The organism is Primorskyibacter marinus (assembly GCF_003313245.1).
GTDB lineage: Bacteria > Pseudomonadota > Alphaproteobacteria > Rhodobacterales > Rhodobacteraceae > Primorskyibacter > Primorskyibacter marinus.
The window spans coordinates 60,796-83,950 of record NZ_QJSD01000008.1; the positions used below are offsets into that span (position 1 = coordinate 60,796).

Here is a 23,155-nt window from a genome sequence, read left to right on the forward strand (position 1 = left end):
GAACCGGTGTTGAAATGGCGGAAACTCCCGTGGGGTAAGGCGGCGGGAAGGGCCGATCACATGGTGCCAGAGGGCCAATTCGCGCCTAGTCTGCGGCATCCTCGTCAAGATCGGGCACAGTCAACGCCTTGCCGGTCGCAAAGCGTGCCTTCAGCAGACATTCTTCATATTCGGCCCGCACTTCGGAATCGTAGACAATGCCGCCGCCGACATTGAACACTGCCTCGCCGCTGTCGTGCAATGTGAGCGTACGGATCGCCACGTTGAACCGCATCCGGCCCGTAGGCGAGGCATATCCGATCGCGCCGCAATAAATATCGCGCGGTTGGTCTTCCAGCCCGCGCAGAATTTGCATTGCGCGCAATTTCGGCGCGCCGGTGATCGAACCGCAGGGAAAGAGCGCCGTGACGATGTCGGCAATCGTCACGTCCTGGTTAAGGCGCGCCCGGACGCGGCTGACCAGTTGATGCACCGTCGGATAGCTTTCGATCCGAAACAGTTCCGGCACATGCAGCGAGCCAAGTTCGCAGATGCGGGAAATGTCGTTGCGCAGCAGGTCGACGATCATCAGGTTTTCGGCGCGGTTCTTGACGTCCTGTCGCAGCGCCTCGGCAAGGGCCGCGTCTTCCTCGGGGGTAGCACCGCGCCGCATGGTGCCCTTCATCGGGTGCGTTTCGATCCAGCGGTCGTCATCCACCTTGAAAAACAGTTCGGGCGAGCGCGACAGAATGACCGGCCCACCAAGATCGACCAGCGCGGCGTATCGAACCGGCTGACGTTCTGTCATCTCGTTGAAAAGCGCGGCGGCGGAGCCTTGCCAGTCGGCGGTGATCGGGAAAGTCAGGTTCGCCTGATAGCAATCGCCTTGGCGCAGGTGTTCATGCACGCGGTTGAACCGGGGGGCATAGTCCTCGAAGGACCACATGGGCCGAAAGTTTGACAATCCAGCCGTGCCATCATGGCCTTGGCTGACCGGTCGTGCCTCCGGCGCGTCGAAGACCCCCATCAGCACCAAAGGCACGCCGCGGGCTTCGGGCATCTGGCCGTGCAGCTTTGGGTCCAGCGCAAATCCGGCCTCGTAGGACAGATAGCCCGCGCACCATTTGCCATTGGCGCGGGCGCTTTCCATCTTTGCCAGTGCTGCGGGGACGTCCCCGGCCCTGTCGGCGCGGATCATCCCCGTGGGGGCAGTGAAGCACAACTCCTGCCCCGCGATGTCGTCGCGCAACAAGACAGTTGGTTCGCCCGGCCCGGCCAGACTGTCGCCGGAGGGCGTATCAGGCGTCGTCATCGGGGGTATTGACGGCTTGCGCCACATCGTAATCCGCGGCCCACCGCATTTCACGCAGCGGTTTCACGCGCCGGACAGATTCTGCATAAAACTCATGCGCCTTATAGGCGGTCAGTGCAGCATCATCCGCAAATTCACCGTAAACAACCACGTCCACTTCACGGCTTGTCGGCTCTGATTTGCGGTTCAGCGCGATTTCCAGTCGCTGAGCGTGGGGGATCCGTTTCAGGATCTGCAATCCCTTCCTGATAGGCTCGATATTGCCGTCATGCTGGGCGGTGAAGAAAACGAAGTGACGGATCATAAGGAAAATTCCGGTCGTTTTGGGGGATGAGTGTATACACCCGGAACACGGGCTGCGGAGACGGTCTGGATGTGCAAGCCGTTCTACAGCCTTGGTGGAGGTTTTCAACCGGAAGAGTAGATGTTCGCCTAAATTCACGGGCCTGCTGAAATCAAGAGCCATCGCAATCCCGGTGCCGACGTTGACATGGTATTTTCGAAACGTGCAGAACATATAGGTCGTTGTAAACGTGCCGGGGATTCGGACAGGCGGACCCTCAGACAAATGGCAAACCGACCGACAGCTTCTTCTTCGAGACCGAAAAGACAACATGTCTTCTAACTGACAAGGTAACCGAACATGACGCATCCTCTTCTGACCCAAGATCATATTGACGCTTACCAACGCGACGGCGTCGTTCTTGTGAAAGGACTGTTCAAGGATCAGGTGGAGCAACTGCGCGCGGGTGTGGAACGGAACATGGCCGAACCAGGCCCATATGCGGCCGAGAATCTGAAAGCCGGGGAAGGGGGGCGTTTTTTCGACGATTATTGCAATTGGACTCGTATCCCCGAATTTCAGGACGTGATTCACACGTCGCCGGCGGCAGCCGTTGCAGCAGAGTTGATGGGATCAAAGACCGTCCAGATGTTCCACGATCATGTGTTGGTCAAGGAACCCGGCACGTCCAAGCCGACGCCTTGGCATCAGGACAGCCCGTATTATTTCGTCGAAGGGCAGAAAACGGTCAGCTTCTGGTCGCCGCTTGATCCGGTGCGCGACGCGTCCTTGCGCTGTGTGGCCGGGTCGCATCTCTGGGAAAAGCCCGTGCTGCCCACGCGTTGGTTGGCCGAGACCAATTTCTACCCCGATGACGATGATTACATGCAGGTGCCTGATCCTGATGCGGAAGGCATGGACATCCGCGAGTACGAGATGGAACCGGGCGACGCCGTGGCGTTCAACTACAAAACCCTGCACGGGGCGCGTGGCAATGACAGCGGCACACGCAGGCGCGCGTTTTCGCTGCGGTTGCTGGGCGATGATGCGCGTTATGTGGAGAGGCCCGGCCCAACATCGCCTCCCTTTCCCGGCCACGATATGAAAGCCGGTCAACAGCTGCGCGAAGACTGGTTTCCAATACTGTTGGATACCGGGAACACACGGGCCTGAAGCAACGCCACGCAGCTTGAAGCCCCAACCGGATAGGCTTTGGCAAACGCCGCACACCTGTCCGCAAAAAATGGAACCACTTCTAACTGGACAATGGGTGCCGCCCGGTCCGGTCACCGCCCTTTACTGCACGAATGTCGGCATGATCCAGCGTGGCAGTGCCAAGATCAACTCTGGCAGGAGTATGATCAACAGCAGGATTCCGACCATCGGCAACAGGATGACACCAACATCCCGCAAGGCATCGACGACGCGGATGCGCCCGATTGCGGCTGCGATCAGCAAGCACAGCCCGTAGGGCGGCGTGACCAGGCCGAAAGACAGGCTTATGACGCCGATGATGGCGAAATGGAGCGGATGCATGCCCACATGCTCTGTCACCGGAAGCAGCACCGTTCCAAGGATGATGATGGCCGGAATGGCGTCGATGAACATGCCGATCAGAAGAAACGCCAGCGCCACCATGATGCCGGTTCCGATAACGCCAAGGCCCATGGCGGCGATCTGATCCACCAGGGCCGCCGGGATCTTGAAATAGGCAAGACACCAGCCGAATGCCGACGCGGTGCCGATGCAGAACAGCGTGATCGAGGCGAACCGGGCGCTGTCATAAAGAATGCCCGGCAGTTTGGGCAGCGTGATCGAGCGGTAGACGAAAAGGCCGAGGATCAGCGAATAGATCACCGCAACCACCGATGCCTCGGTCGGGGTGAAGAACCCGCCGACAATGCCGCCAACGATGATCAGCGGTGTCATCAGCGCCAGCGAAGCGCCTGCGGCTGCCTTGGCAAGCTCTATCAGGCTTGATCGGTCATGCACCGGATACCCGCGTCTTTTGGCGTAGATATAGACGGTGATCATTTGCGATGCCGCAATCAATATGCCCGGCAGGACGCCCGCAAGAAACAAGCCTCCGATAGATACCGACATCAGCCCGCCCCAGACAACCATCAGGATCGACGGCGGAATGATCACGCCCATGACGCTGGAACTGGCGGTGATGGCGACCGCGAATGACTTGTCGTAGCCCTCTTTTTCCATTTGCGGGATGAGCAGCGACCCGATGCCCGCCGCATCCGCTGTCGAGCTGCCGGAAATCCCGGCAAACAGCATCGACACGACGACGTTGACATGGCCCAGCCCGCCGGGAAGATGCCCGACCATCGCCCGCGCCAGACGGATCAGCCGGTCGGTGATGCCCGAGGAATTCATCAGGTTTGCCGCCAACAGGAAGAACGGCACCGCAAGCAGGATGAACGCATTATAGCTTTTGAACATCTCGCGCATCAGCAGCACGGGTGTCAGGCGCTCGTCGATAAAGAACACCGGCACGACCGCCAGCCCAAGCGCGAAGGCGACGGGCACGCGCAGGAATACCAGGACGGCGAAGGTCCCGAACAGGATCGCCGCGACTTCACCTGGCCCCATTATGTTCTCCTTTGAGGTTTTTGACTTCGTCCCATATCTTTTCAACGGTGAAGACTGTCCATGTCGCCCCGGCAATCGGCCAGCCGATATAGATAGACAGCATTGGCAGGCCGGAAATTTCCGATCTCTGGCGCGATCCCAGAATGCCGAAATCATAGCCCCAATACACGAAGGACAGCGCCATGCAGAGGATTGCCAGATGGACAAACATCCGCGATGCGAACTCTATATATTTCGAGGCGCTGCGCGGCAGGACATCCACATCGAAATGCGTGCCGTCGCGCACCGCGATCATTGCGCCGATCATGATGATCCAGACGAAACAGAACCGCGCAATCTCTTCCGTCCAGATAAAGCGTGGGATGATCCCGGTATATCGGCTTAGGATTTGCATTGAGACCGGGATGATCAGCAAAGTCATCAATATGGTCAGCAAAAGCTTCAGGAAGCGATAATAGCTTTCCAGCACTACGCGCATGGCGCCTCTCAATCACATCGGGTGAAGATGCGACCCGCGATGGTTTCGCAGGCCGCTGGTGGCTTGGTTACTTGACTGCTTCGATTGCCATCAACACATCGGTTGCGCCAAGCTCTTCGGCGTAGGCTTTCTTGACCGGGGCCGCCAGTTCCAGCAGCTTGTCGCGCTCCTCAAAGGCATGGGTGGTCAGCAGACCGGCCTCTTCCATTGCGGCAAGCTTTTCACTGTCCTGACTGCTTTCGATCTCGCGACCCAGTTTGCCACCGGCTGCACCCGCAGCCAGAACGCATTCCTGTTCTTCCGGGGTCAGACGTTCGAATGTTGCATTGGAAAAGGCAATCGGGCGCACGGTGATGGCATGCGCCGTCAATGCGATATGCGGCCCGACCTCGTAGAACTTCATCTGTTCGATGCCCGCGGCCTCGTTTTCAGCAGCTTCGATCACGCCGGTCTGGATGGCGTTATACACCTCGGCATAGGCGATGACCGAGGGCGCGGCATTAATGGCCTCGAAGATGCGGGTCTGGATCGGCGCGCCCATGACGCGCATCGGCAGGCCTTCAAGCTCGTCCATATTGGTGATCGGTCGATTGACGATCAGTTGCCGCGTGCCGCCACCCGCATAACCGATCAGGCGGACATCGGCCTTTTCAAGCACGTCCTGCGCCAGCGGGGCAAGCGCGTCCTGTTCCATCACCGCGTTCCAGTGATCAAGATCGCGGAACAGGAATGGCATATCCATAAGCGGCGCCTTCTGAGAGAAGGTCGACATATGAGATGGGCTGACGATCGCGTAATCGACAGCGATGCCCTGGCTCATATTCTCGAAATAGTCTTTCTCCAGCCCGAGTTCCGAATTCAAATGCAGTTCAAAGGTCAGAGATCCGCCCGAACATTCACCTGCCGAACGCTCGAATTCGCGCAAGGCCTTGGTGAAGGCGTGGTCTTCGTTGAACTGAACAGCGCCGACCAATTCCGTGGCAAAACCCGGAACCGCAGACAAGGCAAACATGCCGCAACCAATGGCTGCGCTTGCAAAGTTTTTCATATTATCCTCCCAAGATTGAAAAACGATACTCTGAAGCTGGTTATGCACTCTAGTATGGTAGCAAGATGTGCATGAGCGCAATAGTTGTCGCAAAGATGGATTTGCAAATCGACGAAACCCCAAGGTATTCGAATTATATTATTATAAATCAATAATTTAAAGAAAATATGACACCTGTGCATGTGGAGGTCAGCTTCGAAAATCCGTCGTTTCCGCGCCGGTGTGAAGCAATTGTTTTCGTCGATATGATTGTTGCCCGTCAGCGTGAGCCAACTCAATAAACAGGGGGCTATTCTTGACGCCTTGATTGCCAACTCTACATACCGACCATCGGTCTGTAGGGTTGAAGACGTGGGTGCCAGTAGCAAAACAGAGAATGACAAAACGCCAAAGCGTGTCCGCATGGCACCCGATGAACGTCGCGGGCACATCCTTGATGCGGCGCAAAAACTGTTTTTTGCCCGAGGTTGGGATGACGTTACAATCGCCGAAGTTCTGTCCGCGGCGAAGATTTCGAAGGGTGGTTTTTATCATCATTTTTCGGCCAAGGAGGATCTGCTTGATGGGGTGGTCGAGCGGTTCACGATCCAGGCATTGACGGCAGCGCAAACCGCAAGGGACGCGACATCCGGCAATGCGCTGCAACGCTTCAATGCGTTTCTTGCTGAATCCAGCCGCTGGAAGGCAGAGCAGGGGCGGAAGATGAAATTCTTCATCGAGGTCATGCTGCGCCCCGGCAACGACATTTTGTTCGACAGGATCACGACAGCGGCAAATGCCGCCGCAATGCCTGTCTTGCTGGAAATGATTGGTCAGGGCGTCGATGAAGGCATCTTTGACATTCCCGATATTGATCTCGTCGGTGAGACGATCATGGGGTTGTCGCGGGGGCGCCGCACGGTGCTGAAAGAGGCTTTCGACGCCGCCGAACAAGGTGATCTGGACCGGGCAACTGAATGTCTTGATCGCCGGATGGTGGCCGAGGCCGCCCTGATCGACCGGGTACTTGGCCTGCCTCGTGGTAGCGTCCTGCTCTCCAATCCGACGGAGTATCGCCTCATGCTTCGCGCGATTGTGAACGATTGAGACATTGATCGGGGCCGCGTCCGCTCTTTTTGAACAGAAAAGGAAAACTCATGCTGAAACTGAAGGAACTGAAGCCGAAGGTCTGGGAACTGACGCTGACTGGTGTCCTTGAAAAAGACGACATACAGCGGATGGAGCGTGAATTGACACCCGCGCTGCAAGGCGATGGACCGCTTGGGTTGATCGTGCGTGCAGAGGAATGGAAAGACATCACCGCCGATGCGATGGCCGAGGACGCGAAGTTCGAATTCGGGATGCTGGCCCAGTGGTCGAAAATCGCGAAGATGGCGGTGGTCACCGATCTTCAGGCCATCGCCGCGCTGCTGAAGTGGATGGACCCGATCCTGCCGATGATCGATATGAAAGCGTTCGGTTCTGCGGATGTCGCGGCGGCCGAGGCGTTCGTCTTTGACTTGCCCCTGAAGGAAGCCGCGGCTGCGGGGGCGGGCGTAAAGCTTTTGTCTGACGGCGCGGTCAGTGTCATCGCCTTCGAGATCGACGGACGGATCACCGTAGAGGATGTAGACAATGTACTGACCCCGCTCGAAGCGCATATGAAAGGCGACGAAAAGATCAATCTGCTTGTCCGGTTCAAGGATTTCGACGGTTTTGATCCGGCGATCCTGACCAACGGATCACTGATGGGCACCAAGATGAAAGCCATCACGCATCTAAGACGCTATGCCGTTGTGGGCGCGCCGACATGGATGGGTGCCATGGCGGGCACGGTCGCTGGCATGCTGCCTTTCGAGATGCGGATATTCGACGGGTCAGAGGATGCTGCGGCATGGGCCTGGGTCCGGGCTGCCTAATGTATAACGCCGCCCGGTTTATATCGAAAGCGCGCAGGCAGAGTGGCCCGACAGGGCCCACATTGACTATATGCAGGACCAAAGCGAGCAGGTGAAAACCATGCTGAGCGATCTGGAGGCAAATGTCATCGCCGCCGTGATCCTCGTACTTCAGTTCGACAACTTCTATCAGGCCTTTGTCGTGATGAGCGCCATCGTGTTCTCTATCGCGGGTGTCCTGTTCGGTCTGATCGTCACGGGCCGCCCGTTTGGTGTGGTCATGGGCGGGATCGTGGTGAACAACAATATCGTTCTGATCGACACCTATAATGCGCTGAAGAAAACCGGGATGTCACCGCTGGAAGCCGCATTGCGCATGGGGGCACAACGTCTTCGACCGGTGGTGCTGACCTCGGTCACGACGGCGCTTGGCCTGATGCCGATGGTGATCGGCGTGAAGCTGAATTTTTTCACCCGCGAAATCGTCTATGGTGCACCCTCTACCCAGTGGTGGACCGAACTTTCGTCGGCAATCGCCGGGGGTCTTGTGATTGCGACAGTGCTGACCCTGATCGTCACCCCCGCCATGCTGATGCTGGGCGAAAAGAAAGCGCGGCGGGCATTGCAGGTGCCGCGCATTCCGTCCGTAGCTATGGCATAGCCTTGCCGGTAAAAGAAACAGGAGATTGATGCGCGTTCAGGGCCGTAAATAGTCAACGCCCGTCCTGCATCTTGGGGTCATCAGGTTCCGGCGGCCGCGTTTTTCATGGACGATACGGTTGCGGTGTGGCCGCGTCACTCGCACATGAGCCATGTACGAGAGCCATGTACGAGTGACATCTTTTCATATCAACGCAGTCGTCGCTATGAGCCGGTGACCAAAACGCGCCGGTCGGTTTCTGGCTGCCCTTAATCAGATAGCGTGGCCCATGCTGCCGCATAGGCCGCGGTGACGGGCAGCGCGAAGTCTAACGGTCCAGGGCGAGAAACCCCCGCATATTGCGGTCTGGAACTCGATACAGCCCGGCGTCGCAGTTTGGCAGACACTTCCCGGCCAGCGTCATCTTCCCCGCTGGCAGTGCAACCAGTGCGGGGTGAGGTGACCAAAGTTGCTGGATCGGCAGTTTGGCGCGCGGCAGCGGCGGGTTGGGGTTCGGGTTTGAACAGGTCGGGGAACAACTCTTCGAAATCGGCTTTGCAAATCATCATCTTTTCGGTCCTCTCTGATCGAAACGGGTGTCGTGCTCGCGTCACCGGGGCCAGTGATGCGCGCGTATGAAGCGGCGGGATCACGTCATTTTGCTAAGCGCGCTTTTATTCCCCCCTGTGGGATCCGATTGGCGCGGCAAAAAACTCCATGCCGAGTTCACGGTCGTCAAAGGTGTTGACGACGTCACGGATGTCATCGCGATAGATCCCGATATCGTGCAGAACCCAATCATCCATGGCTTCAAGCGTTGCGATCAACTTGTTGCGTTGCCATCGACGAATTGCGGCCCGCGCCCATCGGCGCAACGTGCGGCCGGCGGTCTTGGCAGGGTCGCGCGGTGCAGTTGACCGAGACAAAGCTGGAGAAAGGAAGTTTCCCGGCGTCAAGAAAGTTTGCATGTCATTTTCCATGTCGAGAGTGTTGAAACCACGACGATCAACGCCTTACCTGCCGAATAGCCCACGGTTTCCCGTAATTGAGCCAATCGGCAATGGAAGAAGCGTCTTCGTCTTTCGATTTGATCGATGTAAGATCACTGTCCGCCCCGAGGCGCGAGCCGGCACAATACCCGGCCCCGCTCGGGGCTACCCGCGGTTCAGCAGATTTCCCGCGCTAGGCGGGAACCTCATATGAAACATGACCATCAACATGATCTATATCTGGCCCGTCCGACCAAAGTTTTCAAGGTCGCCGGCCGGGGCCGCGACATCTTGGCCGGAAACCGCTCAATCACTGCTATTTTAGCGTTCTCAATCGCGCATGAGATTGACGCAGGGGCCTTGCGTACCTATCTTATTGTCATGTTGGTACATGCAGATCATTTTCGATTTCTCCTGCTGAACCGCCCGTTTCCCCGGGCGGTGTAGACGCGTTCGCGTTTCCTGAACCTTCCGGGGCCTCCTCATAGTCCAAAAATGAACAAGTGGCGACAAGGTCGCCCGAGGGGAAACCATGACCAATATTTGTGACAGTCTTTCATACGACATCCGGAACCAACATGGCCCGAGAGAAGGGCAGCGCAGGCATCTGGTATTGCCCGAGGCCGATCACGCGCAGCTTCAGCGGCATCTGGATCAGTGCGAAGGCACGCAGCACCCGGCATGGAGGTTGCTTGCATATGTGTTGCGCGACAAGATCCTGATGACCGATCCTGTCAGCAAGCTGCATGAACGCGATCTTGTGACCGGTGGGTGTCGTGTAACCTATTGCGTCAACAATGCAGAAACCCAGACGGGGCTCTTGGCCCATCGTGCGAGATCGGGGGCGGGCAGTGGTGTGATACCGGTGGCGTCTTTGTTGGGGGCCACGTTGATTGGCATGCGGGCCGGACAACGCGCGCCGCTTCTGTGCGAGGACGGGTCAATCATGTCGGTATCGGTCCTCGACGTTATGCCGCCGAACTGACGCCGAACTGAAAAGTTAATTACGACCGAGAAGCGGGTGGGCCATGCCATTCGCTCTTTTATCCCATACCTGGAAGGAGGCCGACCGATGTTAGCCGATATGAACGAAACCGTTAAGAAACGCCGTACCCGGACACCGAAAATTGTCATCAATTCCGATGATCTTGCACATATCGAAGCGCTGGCAGAAGGCGCGATGCAGCGCAATCCAACGCTCGCCGATCGCCTGTTGGATGAGATCGCGCGCGCGCGGATCGTTGCGCCGTCCAAGATGCCAGCAAACGTCGTGTCGATCGGTCGCTCTGTAACCTACAGGGACGAAAGCACCGGGTTGGACAAGACCGTGACACTGGTATTCCCCGAAGATGCCGACATCGCGCGTCAGCGCGTGTCGATTGTGACGCCGATCGGTGTCGCTCTGCTGGGATTGGCCGAGGGGGCCGTTTTTCATTGGGACACGCGGGCAAACCAGCGTCGGATGCTGACGGTGATCCGGGTCGAAGAGTCGTCCGACGACGATCTTGAGCAGCCCCACGATTCCCGTGACAAGGGGGATGACAGCGCCCCTGACGAAACCGCGACGGCGTAAGCATGTCGTCGTGCGCGCTTCGGGATGACGGATGCAACCCATTATTCGCGATCCGCGATCTGATTTGCATCCGAAGCCGCGCGACCTGCGGAAATGTCATCGTAATACCGTTGCATCGGATCCGGTGCGAAGCATCAACAGTCATGGATTGAGGGCTGCCTCGGCCAGTTGTCTGCCCGTACAGGGCGGGCAACTGCGCCGCCCACAGTCGCGTCAAACGAAGGGAGATCGGCTATGAGCGCAAAGCAACATCTTCGTCGGCTTCTATGGCCGACGGTCTTGACATTTACCAGCCTTGGGCTGGTCCTGTTTCCATCGCAACTGGCCGGGCTTTTCGGGGATGGCGAAATGCTGCCGCTCGCTGTCACGGCGCTGGCCTATTTTGCGGCGGCCTGGCTTGTCAGCCGGATCGCGGCGATGGCGCTGGATCAGGCGGCGACGCGGCGCAAGCCCTATCCACGTCTGCTTAAAGATATGGTGGCGGCACTGCTGTTCCTGATGGCGTTCGTCGCGACGACATCGCTTTACATGGGCAAGGGCGCGTTCGGGGCGCTGGCAGGGTCCGGCCTGATACTGGCGCTGCTGGGTTTCGCGGTCCGAAATGTCGTCGCCGACACCCTGTCGGGCATCGCGCTTGGGGTGGAGGGTCCGTTCCGCATCGGGGATTGGGTCGATATAGACGGGTTGGCCCGTGGCAAGGTGATCGAGATCGGCTGGCGCACCACGCGTCTGCTGACCCGTGACCGGACCTATATGATCCTGCCCAACAGCCAAATCGCGCGCCAGCGCATCACCAACTATTCCGCGCCAAAACCGGAATACCGCGCGCAGGTCAGTATTACGCTGGATCATAGCATGCCGATTTCTCAGGCGCGCGAGGTGATGCTGGAGGCGCTTCAAGCGGCGGACCTGATCCAGAAGGATCCTGCGCCGGATGTGCGTGTTCTGGCCTATGAAGAAGCAGGGATTACCTATGCCCTGCGCTATTGGCTATCCCGGTTCGACCGCGACATAGACTGTCGCGACGAGGTGTTCGCTCGGGTGGACGACGCATTGCGGCGGGCCGGTTCGATCGCCCCTCACCGTCGTATAGAGGTAATCTCGCAGTCGGATGAAACGCTATCGAAGGTTCGACCGCCCGACCTTCGTTCGGAATAATGCGCGAGTTCACCCGATGCGCGCCAAGGTTGCCTTGCGCCGATAGCGGAGTGACTTTCTGTTGAGCCGCTCAGGCAATGAGTCTGCGTGCAGGTCGGGTGCGGTGACGCGCGGGGCTTGACGGCATCTATGTGGGGCCAAACGAGCTGTGTCTCGCGCTTGGGGTGCAGCCGAATGCTGAATCCACTGAACAGATCGTGCAGGGCGCGATTGAGCGTATTGTCGATTGTTGCCGTGTTGCTGGAAAGGAGATTGGCGTTTTCCGCTCTTCCGGAGAGGCCACTGCCATGCGCGCCAAACAAGGCTCAACCTTGTCACACCCAGCAACGACGCCCCCCCTTTTGTCCAAAGCCGCCCGCGCCGAAATTGCGACCGCGCGCGGCAAGACTGCTGAAAAACCTGAATCCGGCAGCGGATATTGACACCCATCCGGGCGCTTCGGCTGACATATGCCGAAGCGCCTGCACGATGCCAAAGGCGCATGCATGACGACGATCACCGAGCGTGACCCGGTCCGCGGCACGCTTTTCAGATCACAAAATGGGCTGAAGTGACCTCGGTCGCCAAATTCCGACCGCCGATCCGGCGGATAATGCGCACGGGCTCGTCAAGGCCGGTGGGGCCATGCACGCCGGCCAGTTACGCAAGCGCGTTCAGGTTGATGTCTTGCGCTGATCGCCAGCCATGCCGGAGGTCGGATAACGCTTCAGATGCTTGATCGGCGTGTCGGGGTCCGCGTCGCGCGCCCCTTTGGTTATCTTCGTGTGCCCTGCTTCTTCGTCGTTTCAACGAAATGTAGCACAGCACGCGATCGGTTGTTTCGTTTCCAGACCAAAACGGTGCGGCTGCGGTAGTCGGGATGGATGATGGGCCGTGTCTCAACGGTACGGCCCAGGAAGCCGACCAGACTCTCGGGGTAGATGGTCACGCCCAGACCTGCTGAAACCAGACCTATCAGCGCCAGCGTGTTGGACGCTTCGAGTGTTGGCGTAAGATCAATGCCCGAACGGCTGAATAGGTCAGCGAGCCGATAGCGAAACTCGCCCCATTCCGCCATGTCGCCCAGGATCAAAGGTACGTTTTGCAAATCTTCCGGTTCTATGTGGCTTTTGCGTAAAAGAGGGTGCGACCGGGGGGTGACGACATACAGCAGTTCACTGCTGAGAAGCAGGCTGTGGCAATCACTGTTGTCATACGGACCGATCATGAATCCGACGTCGATTTCGTCATTGGCGATGGCGATTTTCTGACCTTGGGTGCGCATGTATCGCAGCGCAAGCGAGATGTCGGGGTGTTGCTGTTCAAAACGTGCCACCGCGTGCGGCATCAGTTCCGTGGCGGCAAAGGCCATGTAACCGACACGAACGTGACCGGAGCGGCCTTCCGCGATGCGCCGCGAATCGTTGATCGACTGCACATAGTCATCCAGCAGTTGTAGCGCGGAATTATAGAAATTCTGGCCCGCTTGGGTCAGCAGGACTTCGCGGGTGGTGCGTTCCAGAAGCGGATAGCCCAGTTGCGCCTCAAGTCTCTGAATGCGGCGACTCAGCGCTGACTGGTCCAGTGCCAAACGTTCCGCGCTGCGTCTGAAATTCAGCTCCTGTGCCACCGTCACAAAAGATTGCAGCAGAGAAAAATCAGGCAGCGTTGACATCTAACGGCTTCCGATTGTGGAAAAAAATGGTTGATGCATATCATGCATTAATAAATGTTGTTTCGTCAATTCAGTTTCGTTTCTCAAAGGCTCACCCTTGGTCATGTTCGGTCAAAGGGCGCGATAAAGTGCTTCTGAGACGGTCAAGTATCAGCAAACTCCCCGTTTTGGGCATGGAGGACACATGAGCGACATCGACAACAAAGAATTGGATCAAATGCTTCAGGCTGCATTTGATGCATCATCAAAGCTATATCAAGAGCGCGGCTTTCAGCGTCGCGTCGGCTTTGGCAAGCGCCCCGCGCTGATCAGCGTGGATTTGGCGAATGCATGGACCCGTCCGGGCAATCCCTTCACCTGCGATCAGGAGAAGATGGATAACGAGATCATTCCGGGGATGCAGAAACTTCTCAAGGCGTTCCGTGCGCAGCAACTTCCGGTTGTTCATGTGACGACGGCGTATGAAATCACCGACCGCAACGCGCCGTTCACGGATATGGGTCTGTGGCATGACAAGATCCCTGTGGATGTCGTTGATCTGGCGGACAAGGATCTGTGGGCCATCGATAGCCGCATCGCACCGGTTGATGGCGAATACACCTTGCTGAAAAAGCGCGCTTCGTCCTTCCACGGTACTGAGCTGGCGGGCATTTTGCGGGCCAACAATGTGGACACGATCCTGGTGACCGGGGTGACCGCATGTGCCTGTGTGCGCCAGACGATCTGCGACGGCATTGCAGACGGGTTCCGCCCCATCGCCGTTCGTGAAGCCATCGGCGACCGGGTGCCCGGTGCCGTTGCCTGGAACCTGTTCGACATCGACGCGAAGTTCGGTGACGTCAAGTCGGTGGATGAGTGTGTCGCCTATATCGACAGTCTTGGCGGCGTGGCCGCCGCTGCCGAATAAGAAACGGAAGGCGCTGTCGGAAAGGCAGCGCCTTTTTACATTCTCAACAGGGGAAAAGAACATGCAGATCCAGACAGTTTTCGCGACCACTGCGGCGTTGTGCTTTGCAGCCGGGACCACCTTTGCAAGCGATGGTGCCGAGAAAACCTTCAAGGTCGTCGGGACGTGGGGCAACCTTTCCTCTTGGCAGAATGTCGAACACCCTTTCTGGGCCGACAGTTTGCCCGCAGCGACAAACGGCAAGATCGGGGGCGATGCCATTCCGATCACCGAAGCAGGGCTGAAAGGCACCGAGGTCATGCGCCTTCTTAGCCTCGGGGTGTTCGAGGTTGCGCACGGTCTGGGCAGCTACGTCGCGTCTGAAAACCCGGCAATCGAAGGGGCTGACCTTTCCAGCATTGCGACCGATTTTACCACCATGCACGCCATCGTCGATGCATACCGCCCGACAATGGACGAGCTTTTCCGCAATACCTATGGCGCGACAATCGTGGCGCTGCACCCTTGGCCTGCGTCAATGATTTACTGCCGGGATGAGATTTCCGGTATCTCCGATCTGGAGGGGCGCAAGGTGCGCGTCCATTCCGCGACGCTTGGCGATTTCGTCGAGGGCGCGGGGGGCGTAACCGTAACGCTGCCATTCGCCGAGGTTGTCCCGGCGCTTGAAAAAGGTGTTGCCGATTGCGCAATTACCGATCCGGTTTCGGCATTCAAGGCAAGCTGGCACGAGGTCATCAATCATGTGTTCGCGCTGCCCGTCGGGTACTCGATCACGTTCACGGCCGTGAACGCAAAGCTGTGGGACGGGCTGGACGCAGAGACCAGAGAGACAATGCAGGCGGCCTTTGATGATATGGTGAATGACGGCTGGACGCTGGCCGAATCCGAACAGGAGATGGGTGTCGGATGCCTGACTGGCACGGTCGACGAATGCACCCTTGGAACGCCGGGAGACGCCGTGCTCCACCGGCCAAGCGAGGACGACACGGCCGCCCGTCAGGCGATCCTTGACGATTTCGTTCTGGCCCGCTGGGCCGAACGGTGTGGCGCAGATTGCGTGAACGCGTGGAACGCGACTGCCGGACAGGCCTCGGGACTAGTCGCCCCGGCACCGGGCGGCTGATCCGGCACATCTGGCCGGACCGCTTGGCATAACGCGGTCCGGGCTTCCCATCCGCCTCACAACCACGGAGAGAACATGTATCAAACGGCATTATCATACGTTTTCCGACTGTCGCTTTTTGCAGTCTGGATTGGCGGCTCCATGATGGTGCTGGCGGCGGTGATGGTGTCGGTGGATGTTCTTGCACGCAAGATCCTTGGCGTGACCTTGGGTGGTTCCGACGAGATTTCCGGCTACCTTTTTGCGATCGCCACGGCCTTTGCCTTTCCCTACGCCGTGATGCATCGCGCCAATGTGCGGATTGATGTCATTTACATGCGGCTGCCCGTCGCGATCCGGGGCGCGTTGGACATCTTCGGGCTGGCGTTGTTGACCGGTTTTGCGGGCATTGTGACTTGGCGTGCATTGGCGATGGTGACGGTCACCTGGAAAAACGACTCCCACTCGATCACGCCACTGCACACACCGTTGATCCTGCCGCAAGGCATCTGGGTGCTGGGTTGGTGTCTGTTCTGTCTGACCTTGGTGTTTCTGCTGGGCGGCCTTGTCGCCGCGTGGTTCCGCCGGGACTGGGCGGGGGTGCAAAATCTGGGCGGTGCCTTGTCAATGGAAGAAGAAATTGACGATGAAACAAAAGGCGTTGTGCCCCAATACCCAGAAACTGAGCCGGACACGCGCCCGCTTTCGGCAGGAGGATAACGCATGCTTGGTTCCGCTTCAGGAATACTCTTCGGGCTGATCGCGCTAAGCGTGCCGATTGCCGCTGTGGTGGGCATTCTTGCCTTCGTGCTGGCCTGGCTTTATTCGCCCATGCCGCTCTATCTGGCGGCGGGTGACATCTTCTGGACCAACAGCATCGAATTCATCCTGATCGCGGTGCCGTTGTTCATCCTGATGGGCGAAGTCCTGCTGCGGGCAGGCATTGCCGAGCGGATGTATAACGCGCTGACACATTGGATTTCATGGCTGCCCGGCGGGCTGATGCATTCGAATATCGGCGCCAGCACCCTGTTTGCCGCGACCTCCGGTTCGTCAATCGCGACGGCTGCCACGGTCGGCACGGTGGCGATGCCGCAGATCGAAAAGAAAGGCTACAACCCGCGCCTGTTCATGGGCACGCTGGCCGCAGGCGGCACGCTGGGCATCCTCATCCCGCCCTCCATCAACATGATCGTCTATGCGCTGTTGACCGACACTTCGGTGCCAAAGCTCTACCTTGCCGGATTTCTGCCCGGATTTCTGCTGGCGCTGTTGTTCATGCTCACCGTCGCCGTGGCCTGCATCATCCGGCCCGCTTGGGGCGGACGGCCGGAAAAATCCAGCTGGCGTGCGCGCATCGCCTGCCTGCCCGACCTGTTGCCTCCGCTTGGGATCTTTCTGGTCGTCGTCGGCTCTATCTATGCCGGGATCGCCACCCCGACAGAGGCTGCATCCTTGGGCGTGGTCGCGTCCCTCGGGCTGGCGGCTTGGACCGGAACGCTCAATATCACGATGCTGCGGCTTGCGCTGGAATCCACGATGCGCACCACGGCGATGGTGATGTTGATCGTCTTTGCCGCGATCTTTCTGAATTTCGTGCTCGCGGTGGTCGGACTGACCGATCTGCTGAGCGCTTTCATCAACGGTCTGGGCCTCAGCCCGATGCAGACGATGATCGTGATCGTCGTGGCCTTCATGTTTCTGGGCTGTTTCATGGAGGCGTTCTCGCTGCTTCTGATCGCGACGCCGCTTCTCGCGCCGATCGTTGCGGGGCTTGGCTTTGACCTGATCTGGTTCGGCATCCTGATGATGCTGATGCTGGAAACCGCGCTGATCACGCCGCCCATCGGGGTCAACCTGTATGTGATCCAGGGGGTACGCGGGCGCGGGTCAATGAATGACGTCATCATCGGTGCGCTGCCTTTTTTGTTCGCACTGATAGCGATGATTGCCCTGATGCTGGTTTTTCCGCAAATCGCACTGTGGTTGCCGGACACATTTGGCTGAAATGAATGCAACAAGATGAACAAACAAACAGGAGGATGAAATGGCTCGAATTGGCGTAGATGTCGGGGGCACGAACACCGATCTTGTGCTCGAAACCGGCGCAGGAGTATTTTACCACAAGGTTCCCACGACCTTGAAAAACCAGTCCATCGGCGTGGTCGAGGGTGTGCAGAGCATCTGCAAGATGGCCGGGATCGAGCCGTCCGAGGTTGAAACCATTGTCCATGGTACGACGACCGCAACCAATATCACGATTGAGCATAACGGCTCGGAATGCGGGATGATCACCTCGGAAGGGTTCCGTGATATCCTGCATATCGGTCGGCACAAGCGGCCGCATAACTTCTCTTTGCATTTCGACGTGCCATGGCAAAGCCAGCCGCTGGTCAAACGCCGCAACCGGATTTCGGTGGCCGAACGCATCGTGCCGCCGACCGGCGAAGTGCTGACCCCGCTTGACGAGGATGCCGTGCGCGATGCTTGCAAACTGTTCAAGAAGCGCGGCATCGACTCCGTCGTGATTGGCTTCATGTTCGCCTTCCTCAACAATGCCCACGAGCGCCGCGCGCGCGATATCGTGCTGGAAGAAATCCCCGAGGCCTATGTCACGTTGTCTTCCGAAGTGGCCAATGTGATGCGCGAATACGAACGGTTTTCGACCGCTGCAATGAATTCCTATGTCGGGCCAAAGACGGCGTTCTACCTGCGTGATCTGGAGGCCAAGCTGCGCGAGGCGGGTGTGGGATCCAAGTTGCGGATCATCCAGTCGAACGGCGGTGTGTCCACTGTCGAGGCCTGCGCCAAGCGTCCGGTGCGTATTCTGATGTCCGGCCCGGCGGGCGGTGTCATCGGCGGCGCATCCGAAGGGGAAATGGTCGGGACCGGCAATATCATCACCGTCGATATTGGTGGCACCTCTGCGGATATCAGCACCATCCCCGAACATCAGATCAAGATCATGAACCCGCGTGACACCTATGTCTCAGGCCATCCGGTGCTGACACCGATGATTGACCTTGTCACCATCGGGGCTGGGGGCGGCTCTATCGCTTATATCGACGAGGCGGGTGGCTTCAATGTGGGGCCGCGTTCTGCCGGGTCAGAGCCGGGACCGGCCTGCTACGGGCGTGGCGGGACGGAACCGACCGTGACCGACGCGCAGATCGTGCTGGGCCGACTGGACCCCGACATGGCGCTGGGGGGCGACCTGCAACTGGACGCAGACCTGTCCTGCAAGGCGGTGGAGGAATATATCGCCAAGCCGCTTGGCATGAGCGTTACCGATGCTGCGCTTGGGATCATCAAGATCATCAACAACAACATGGCGCTGGCGATCCGGTCCAATTCGGTTGCGCGTGGGGTCGATCCCCGCGAGTTCTCGATCATGCCTTTCGGCGGTGCCGGTCCGCTGCACGGCGTGGCCCTGGCCGAAGCGACATCTGCCAAGGACGTGATCGTGCCGGTCGCGCCGGGGATCACCGCTGCGGTGGGTCTGCTCAAGACCGATCTGCAATACGAACACACCGAAGCGCTGGTCATCGAATTGAACGCGGCCAAAGACGCGGAATATGCGCGGATCAACGAAGCGGTGGCGTCGTTGCGTGAAAAGGTGGCGGCAGAGCTTGCCGCGGACGACATTCCGCAAGAGGCGCAAAAGATCGAGGTCATTGCCGAATGCCGGTATCATGGACAGGGCTTCGAACTGCGCGCCTCCATGCCTGACGGGCCGGTGACAGCAGAGACCTATCGCACCATCACCGACAGCTTCCACGACCAGCACCAGCTTGATTATGGCTACAGCTACCGCGATGCGGAGGTGGAACTGATCACCCTGCGCGCCATCGGATCGGCCTCTGCCCGCAAGATCGAGATCCCGAATGTGCAAAAAACGGATGGATCGAGTGTGGACCGCGCCTTGATGTTCGTGCGCACCACCACGTTCGACAACGGTCAGACGCTGGAAACACCGCGCTATGACCGGTCCAAACTATATGCCGGTGACGTCGTGAACGGCCCGGCGATCCTCATCCAGCACAATTCGACCACGCTCGTTCCGCCGGGATACGCCGCCGAAACGCTGGCGCATGGCAACACCCGCATCCGCCTTGTCGGCGCGGCTTGAGAAAGGGAGAGACAGACATGAACGTCATGACCAAACCCGCAACAACCGAGGTGGACCCGATTTCTCTTCAGGTCATCCGCGGCGCGTTCGAGACCATTGCAGAGGAAATGGGCCATGTGCTTTATCGCATGTCCTTTTCCTCGATCATCCGTGAAAGCCAGGACCTGGGCGCGGGGTTGTTCGATACGGATTACAACACCTTGTGTGAAAGTGAATCGACGCCGATGCATATCGGATCGATCCCCGGATACCTGCGCGGGATCGAGGAAACGCTTGAAGATGGCGAGTGGTTCGAGGGCGATGTGGTCGTCCACAACCACCCCTATCACGGCGCATCGCATACGCCTGACCTCGCCATCGTTGTGCCGGTGTTTTACAAGGGCCGTCTGGTCGGGTTTGCAGGCAACACCGCGCACCATGTCGATATCGGCGCAGCGACGCCCGGTCTGATCATCGACGTGCCGGACGTGTTTGCCGAAGGGATGTTGCTGGCGGGTGTAAAGCTTTATCGCAAGGGCAAGGCCAATACCGGGATGTGGAACTATATCCGCATGAACAGCCGGGCCGCACAGCAGCTTATCAGCGATATCGAGGCACAGGTCGCCTCGGCCCGTCTGGGGGCGAAGCGGTTCGTCGAACTGATCGAGAAATACGGCGAGGATGTCGTCTTTGGCGCGGCCAATCAGCTGATGGATTATTCCGAACGTATGACCCGCCAACGCCTGTCGGAAATCCCAGACGGCGATTATGAAGCCGAGGGCTTTCTGGACGATGACGGGCGCAACCGGGGCCAGCCACTGAAGGTCAAGGTAACGGTCAAGGTGCGTGGCGATGCGGTCGAGGTGGATCTGTCGGGATCGGCTGACCAGACGCCGACCGCCTATAACGTGCCATTCGAGGGTTCAACCAAAGTCGCGGCCTTTGCGGCGTTCCGCAAGCTGCTGCTTGATACCGCCACCTCCGAGATGCGCGTGCCCTCGAATGAAGGATCGTTCCGCCCGATCAAGGTCACCGCGCCGCTGGGGTCGATCTTCAATCCGAAATTCCCGGCTTCGGCCGAGGCGCGGTTTACTCAGTGCAACCGCATGATCGACCTGATCATCCGCGCGCTTGCGCCGGTCTTGCCGGAAACGGTCATTGCGGGGTCTTCGGCCTCGATCTCTTTCGCGGCCTATTCGGGCGTGCGGCCGTCAGGGGACTACTGGGTATTCCTCGAAGTGAACGAAGGTGCCTATGGCGGGCGGCCCCGGTCGGACGGGCCGGATGCCATCGACAACCTGATGGCCAATACCCGCAACAACCCGCTGGAAGATCTGGCGATGCATATCCCGATGATCTGCGACCGATACGAGCTGCGCGATGACGTGCCGCCGGGCGCAGGGGAGTTCCGGGGCGGTATCGGCGTGGTCAAATCGCAGCGCGTCCTGACGCCGGGCTTCATCACACATGAAAGCGAACGCCACACCGAAGCACCTTGGGGCATCTTTGGCGGCCATGAGGGCGCGGTAGGCAAGTGCCTGCTTTACAACTATGCATCGCCGGATGACGTGACCGAAATGCACTCCAAGTTTTCCGGGCTGGAGGTCAAGGCGGATGACGTGATGGCCTATTACAGCCCCAACGGGGGTGGTTTTGGCAATCCGCTCAACCGTCCGGCCAAGAAGGTGCTGGAGGATGTGCTTGACGGGTTCTGCACGGTGAAACATGCCCATGACGCTTACGGCGTGGTGATCGATCTGGAGGAAGAGACCGTCGACATCGAGGCAACAAACAAGCTGCGCGAGAAGATGCAGCGCCAGAACTGAACACAGCCCCGGTGCATCGCGCACCGGGGTTTTTCGTCGAAAACCAAATAGAAACCGACAACAGGGGATCACACATGACCGTCGTAGACCGGGTACGAGATGCAGAACACGAACGCAGTGCGCTTGTAGAGGAATCCATACTTCCAACGTTACAAGGCCAAAGACCCATCGGGATGCTGGGCTATGCCTGGATCTGGGTGGGCATTGCCGTCATCATCGCAACCTATTCGCTGGGCGCGGCGGGCGTCGGCGGCGGTGTGCCCCTGTCCACCGTCATCATCACCATCGCGCTGGCCAATCTGGCAATCGGCGCCTTCATGATGCTGACGGCGGATATTGGCACCGAGCACGGCCTGACCTTCGCTGTCTATCTGCGCGCGCCATTCGGTGTGCATGGTACGCATCTTCCCGCCATGTCGCGCGGCGTGGTGGCGGCAATGTGGTTTGGCATTCAGACCTACCTTGGCGCGCTGGCGTTGAACGGGATCGGGCAGTATTTCCTGGGCTTTGACAGCTGGGCGCTATGGTATGTTGTTTTCGCGCTTGTCCAGATCATCAACACGGCGTCGGGGATCAAGTCGGTGGAGCGGCTGGCCTCTTTGGCGGCACCCGCGATCATCGGCATTTCCATCTGGATGTATTTCACGCTTGAAGGCGTGGCCGAAACGCAGGGTATCAATATCTGGACCTTTCAGGCCACGGGCGAAATGTCCTTGTTGGTCCTGTTCATCGCCAATATGAGCTTCTGGTCGACAATGGCTATCGACGTTCCGAACCTCACACGTTTCGTCAAGGTGCCGTCTGGCGAGCGAGCCTTCTTCAAGCGCAATCGTAACGTGTTTCTTGCACAGCTTCTGGCGCTTCCGGTCACGCAAGCCTTCATTGCCGGGCTGGGTGCGGTGTCGTTCATTGCCACTGGTAACTGGAACCCGATCGAGGTGATTCAGGGCGAAGGGCAGGGGCTGTCGCTGGTACTGTTGCTGGCGCTTGTGGTGCTGGCACAATGGTCGACGAACAACTCTGCCAACCTGATCCCGTCGGCGCTGACCTTCATCAACCTTGCACCCAGAGTCATCAACTACAGGATGTCGGTTGTCCTTGCCGGGATCGTGGGCACATTGTGTTTTCCTTGGCAGATCCTGAACAATCTGTTTGTCTTTCTTGGTTATTATGGCGCATTCCTGTCAGCCATCGGCGGCATCATGGTCGCGGATTACTATCTGTTGCGCAAACGCCGGATCAATGTGCCGGATCTGTTCAAGCTTGACGGACAGTTCCGCTATGCGGGCGGGTTCAATCCGGCCGGATTGATCGCCTGGATCGTCGCTGGCGGGATCGCTGCATATTTTTCGCAATATGCCTTTGTCATCGGCTTTCCGCTTGGGCTGGTTCTGTATGTGGTGCTGATGAAGGTATTGGTGCTTCACGCGCATCCGCAACAGGAAATCGAAAGCGGATATTCTGACGCGTATCTTGCAAGTTCGGAAGGCAAGAGCTGGGTTTATCTGGGCCAGGGTCAATTCGAGCGCCTGACCGAAGCTGAAGCGCAGGGCAGCGCCGTGGGCCGCGAAGACCTCTGACCGCTGCAAAGACAGCTCCCCGACTGGTCGCGCCTTGGGG

At 58.6% G+C, this 23,155-nt stretch carries 21 protein-coding genes and 1 pseudogene; 15 read left to right on the top strand and 7 right to left on the bottom strand.

The features are described from left to right. Nucleotides 1–85 precede the first annotated feature (85 nt). On the bottom strand, nucleotides 86–1,291 hold the full coding sequence (locus tag DMZ65_RS11625; RefSeq protein ID WP_198662680.1) for an aminodeoxychorismate synthase component I: 1,206 nt from the start codon (nucleotides 1,289–1,291) through the stop codon (nucleotides 86–88). Next, complete coding sequence (locus tag DMZ65_RS11630) at nucleotides 1,278–1,595, bottom strand: Dabb family protein (RefSeq protein ID WP_116599060.1); 318 nt, start codon at nucleotides 1,593–1,595, stop codon at nucleotides 1,278–1,280. Before DMZ65_RS11630 ends, DMZ65_RS11625 begins: the two co-directional genes overlap by 14 nt. 339 nt (nucleotides 1,596–1,934) lie before the next feature. On the opposite strand from DMZ65_RS11630, the gene DMZ65_RS11635 reads away from it, so the two are divergent. Next, nucleotides 1,935–2,747, top strand: a complete 813-nt coding sequence (locus DMZ65_RS11635; RefSeq protein ID WP_116599061.1) for a phytanoyl-CoA dioxygenase family protein — start codon at nucleotides 1,935–1,937, stop codon at nucleotides 2,745–2,747. 123 nt (nucleotides 2,748–2,870) lie between these two features. On the opposite strand, the gene DMZ65_RS11640 is transcribed toward DMZ65_RS11635, so the two are convergent. From DMZ65_RS11640 to DMZ65_RS11650, 3 genes are all read right to left on the bottom strand, one after another. Continuing rightward, nucleotides 2,871–4,175 (bottom strand): TRAP transporter large permease, encoded by a 1,305-nt coding sequence (locus tag DMZ65_RS11640; protein ID WP_116599062.1) that lies wholly within the window; start codon nucleotides 4,173–4,175, stop codon nucleotides 2,871–2,873. Next, nucleotides 4,162–4,653 (bottom strand): TRAP transporter small permease, encoded by a 492-nt coding sequence (locus tag DMZ65_RS11645; RefSeq protein ID WP_116599063.1) that lies wholly within the window; start codon nucleotides 4,651–4,653, stop codon nucleotides 4,162–4,164. Before DMZ65_RS11645 ends, DMZ65_RS11640 begins: the two co-directional genes overlap by 14 nt. Nucleotides 4,654–4,720: 67 nt before the next feature. Continuing rightward, nucleotides 4,721–5,701: a TRAP transporter substrate-binding protein gene (locus DMZ65_RS11650; protein WP_232824978.1), complete on the bottom strand. Its 981-nt coding sequence runs from the start codon at nucleotides 5,699–5,701 to the stop codon at nucleotides 4,721–4,723. 402 nt (nucleotides 5,702–6,103) lie between these two features. Between DMZ65_RS11650 and DMZ65_RS11655 the strand changes: the two genes are divergently transcribed. From DMZ65_RS11655 to DMZ65_RS11665, 3 genes and pseudogenes are all read left to right on the top strand, one after another. Further along, a complete protein-coding gene (locus DMZ65_RS11655; RefSeq protein ID WP_116599064.1) occupies nucleotides 6,104–6,787 on the top strand; it encodes a TetR/AcrR family transcriptional regulator in 684 nt (227 codons plus the stop codon). Between the two features lie 50 nt (nucleotides 6,788–6,837). After that, a complete protein-coding gene (locus DMZ65_RS11660; protein WP_116599065.1) occupies nucleotides 6,838–7,599 on the top strand; it encodes a SpoIIAA family protein in 762 nt (253 codons plus the stop codon). 73 nt (nucleotides 7,600–7,672) lie between these two features. Next, a pseudogene (locus DMZ65_RS11665) lies at nucleotides 7,673–8,239 on the top strand (efflux RND transporter permease subunit); the annotation flags it as partial. A gap of 653 nt (nucleotides 8,240–8,892) precedes the next feature. Here DMZ65_RS11665 and DMZ65_RS11670 read toward each other — a convergent pair. After that, the gene (locus DMZ65_RS11670) at nucleotides 8,893–9,198 is read right to left on the bottom strand and encodes a DUF1127 domain-containing protein (protein WP_116599066.1); all 306 of its coding nucleotides are present in this window, start codon (nucleotides 9,196–9,198) and stop codon (nucleotides 8,893–8,895) included. A 219-nt stretch (nucleotides 9,199–9,417) separates the two neighbouring features. Between DMZ65_RS11670 and DMZ65_RS11675 the strand changes: the two genes are divergently transcribed. The 4 genes from DMZ65_RS11675 to DMZ65_RS11690 all read left to right on the top strand — a co-directional run bounded on the left by DMZ65_RS11675 (nucleotide 9,418) and on the right by DMZ65_RS11690 (nucleotide 11,938). Continuing rightward, nucleotides 9,418–9,654, top strand: coding sequence for a hypothetical protein (locus DMZ65_RS11675; RefSeq protein ID WP_116599067.1), 237 nt, complete (start codon nucleotides 9,418–9,420; stop codon nucleotides 9,652–9,654). An 85-nt stretch (nucleotides 9,655–9,739) separates the two neighbouring features. Then, the gene (locus tag DMZ65_RS11680) at nucleotides 9,740–10,192 is read left to right on the top strand and encodes a GreA/GreB family elongation factor (protein WP_116599068.1); all 453 of its coding nucleotides are present in this window, start codon (nucleotides 9,740–9,742) and stop codon (nucleotides 10,190–10,192) included. Nucleotides 10,193–10,279: 87 nt separating this feature from the next. Further along, on the top strand, nucleotides 10,280–10,780 hold the full coding sequence (gene rnk / locus DMZ65_RS11685) for a nucleoside diphosphate kinase regulator (protein ID WP_232824979.1): 501 nt from the start codon (nucleotides 10,280–10,282) through the stop codon (nucleotides 10,778–10,780). Nucleotides 10,781–11,014: 234 nt separating this feature from the next. Further along, complete coding sequence (locus DMZ65_RS11690; protein ID WP_116599069.1) at nucleotides 11,015–11,938, top strand: mechanosensitive ion channel family protein; 924 nt, start codon at nucleotides 11,015–11,017, stop codon at nucleotides 11,936–11,938. A gap of 754 nt (nucleotides 11,939–12,692) precedes the next feature. On the opposite strand, the gene DMZ65_RS11700 is transcribed toward DMZ65_RS11690, so the two are convergent. After that, the gene (locus DMZ65_RS11700; protein WP_116599071.1) at nucleotides 12,693–13,592 is read right to left on the bottom strand and encodes a LysR family transcriptional regulator; all 900 of its coding nucleotides are present in this window, start codon (nucleotides 13,590–13,592) and stop codon (nucleotides 12,693–12,695) included. A gap of 184 nt (nucleotides 13,593–13,776) precedes the next feature. Between DMZ65_RS11700 and DMZ65_RS11705 the strand changes: the two genes are divergently transcribed. The 7 genes from DMZ65_RS11705 to DMZ65_RS11735 all read left to right on the top strand — a co-directional run bounded on the left by DMZ65_RS11705 (nucleotide 13,777) and on the right by DMZ65_RS11735 (nucleotide 23,115). After that, entirely contained in the window at nucleotides 13,777–14,499 is a 723-nt protein-coding gene (locus DMZ65_RS11705) for an isochorismatase family protein (protein WP_084354965.1), read from the top strand. Nucleotides 14,500–14,560: 61 nt separating this feature from the next. Further along, nucleotides 14,561–15,622 carry a TRAP transporter substrate-binding protein gene (locus DMZ65_RS11710; RefSeq protein ID WP_116599126.1) on the top strand — a complete coding sequence of 354 codons (1,062 nt, stop codon included), beginning with the start codon at nucleotides 14,561–14,563 and terminating at the stop codon, nucleotides 15,620–15,622. A 75-nt stretch (nucleotides 15,623–15,697) separates the two neighbouring features. Then, a complete protein-coding gene (locus DMZ65_RS11715; protein WP_116599072.1) occupies nucleotides 15,698–16,321 on the top strand; it encodes a TRAP transporter small permease subunit in 624 nt (207 codons plus the stop codon). 3 nt (nucleotides 16,322–16,324) lie between these two features. Next, on the top strand, nucleotides 16,325–17,608 hold the full coding sequence (locus DMZ65_RS11720; RefSeq protein ID WP_116599073.1) for a TRAP transporter large permease: 1,284 nt from the start codon (nucleotides 16,325–16,327) through the stop codon (nucleotides 17,606–17,608). A 40-nt stretch (nucleotides 17,609–17,648) separates the two neighbouring features. After that, a complete protein-coding gene (locus DMZ65_RS11725; RefSeq protein ID WP_116599074.1) occupies nucleotides 17,649–19,730 on the top strand; it encodes a hydantoinase/oxoprolinase family protein in 2,082 nt (693 codons plus the stop codon). A gap of 17 nt (nucleotides 19,731–19,747) precedes the next feature. Next, the gene (locus DMZ65_RS11730; protein ID WP_116599075.1) at nucleotides 19,748–21,535 is read left to right on the top strand and encodes a hydantoinase B/oxoprolinase family protein; all 1,788 of its coding nucleotides are present in this window, start codon (nucleotides 19,748–19,750) and stop codon (nucleotides 21,533–21,535) included. A gap of 74 nt (nucleotides 21,536–21,609) precedes the next feature. After that, the gene (locus DMZ65_RS11735) at nucleotides 21,610–23,115 is read left to right on the top strand and encodes an NCS1 family transporter (RefSeq protein ID WP_116599127.1); all 1,506 of its coding nucleotides are present in this window, start codon (nucleotides 21,610–21,612) and stop codon (nucleotides 23,113–23,115) included. The last annotated feature ends 40 nt before the right edge of the window (nucleotides 23,116–23,155 follow it).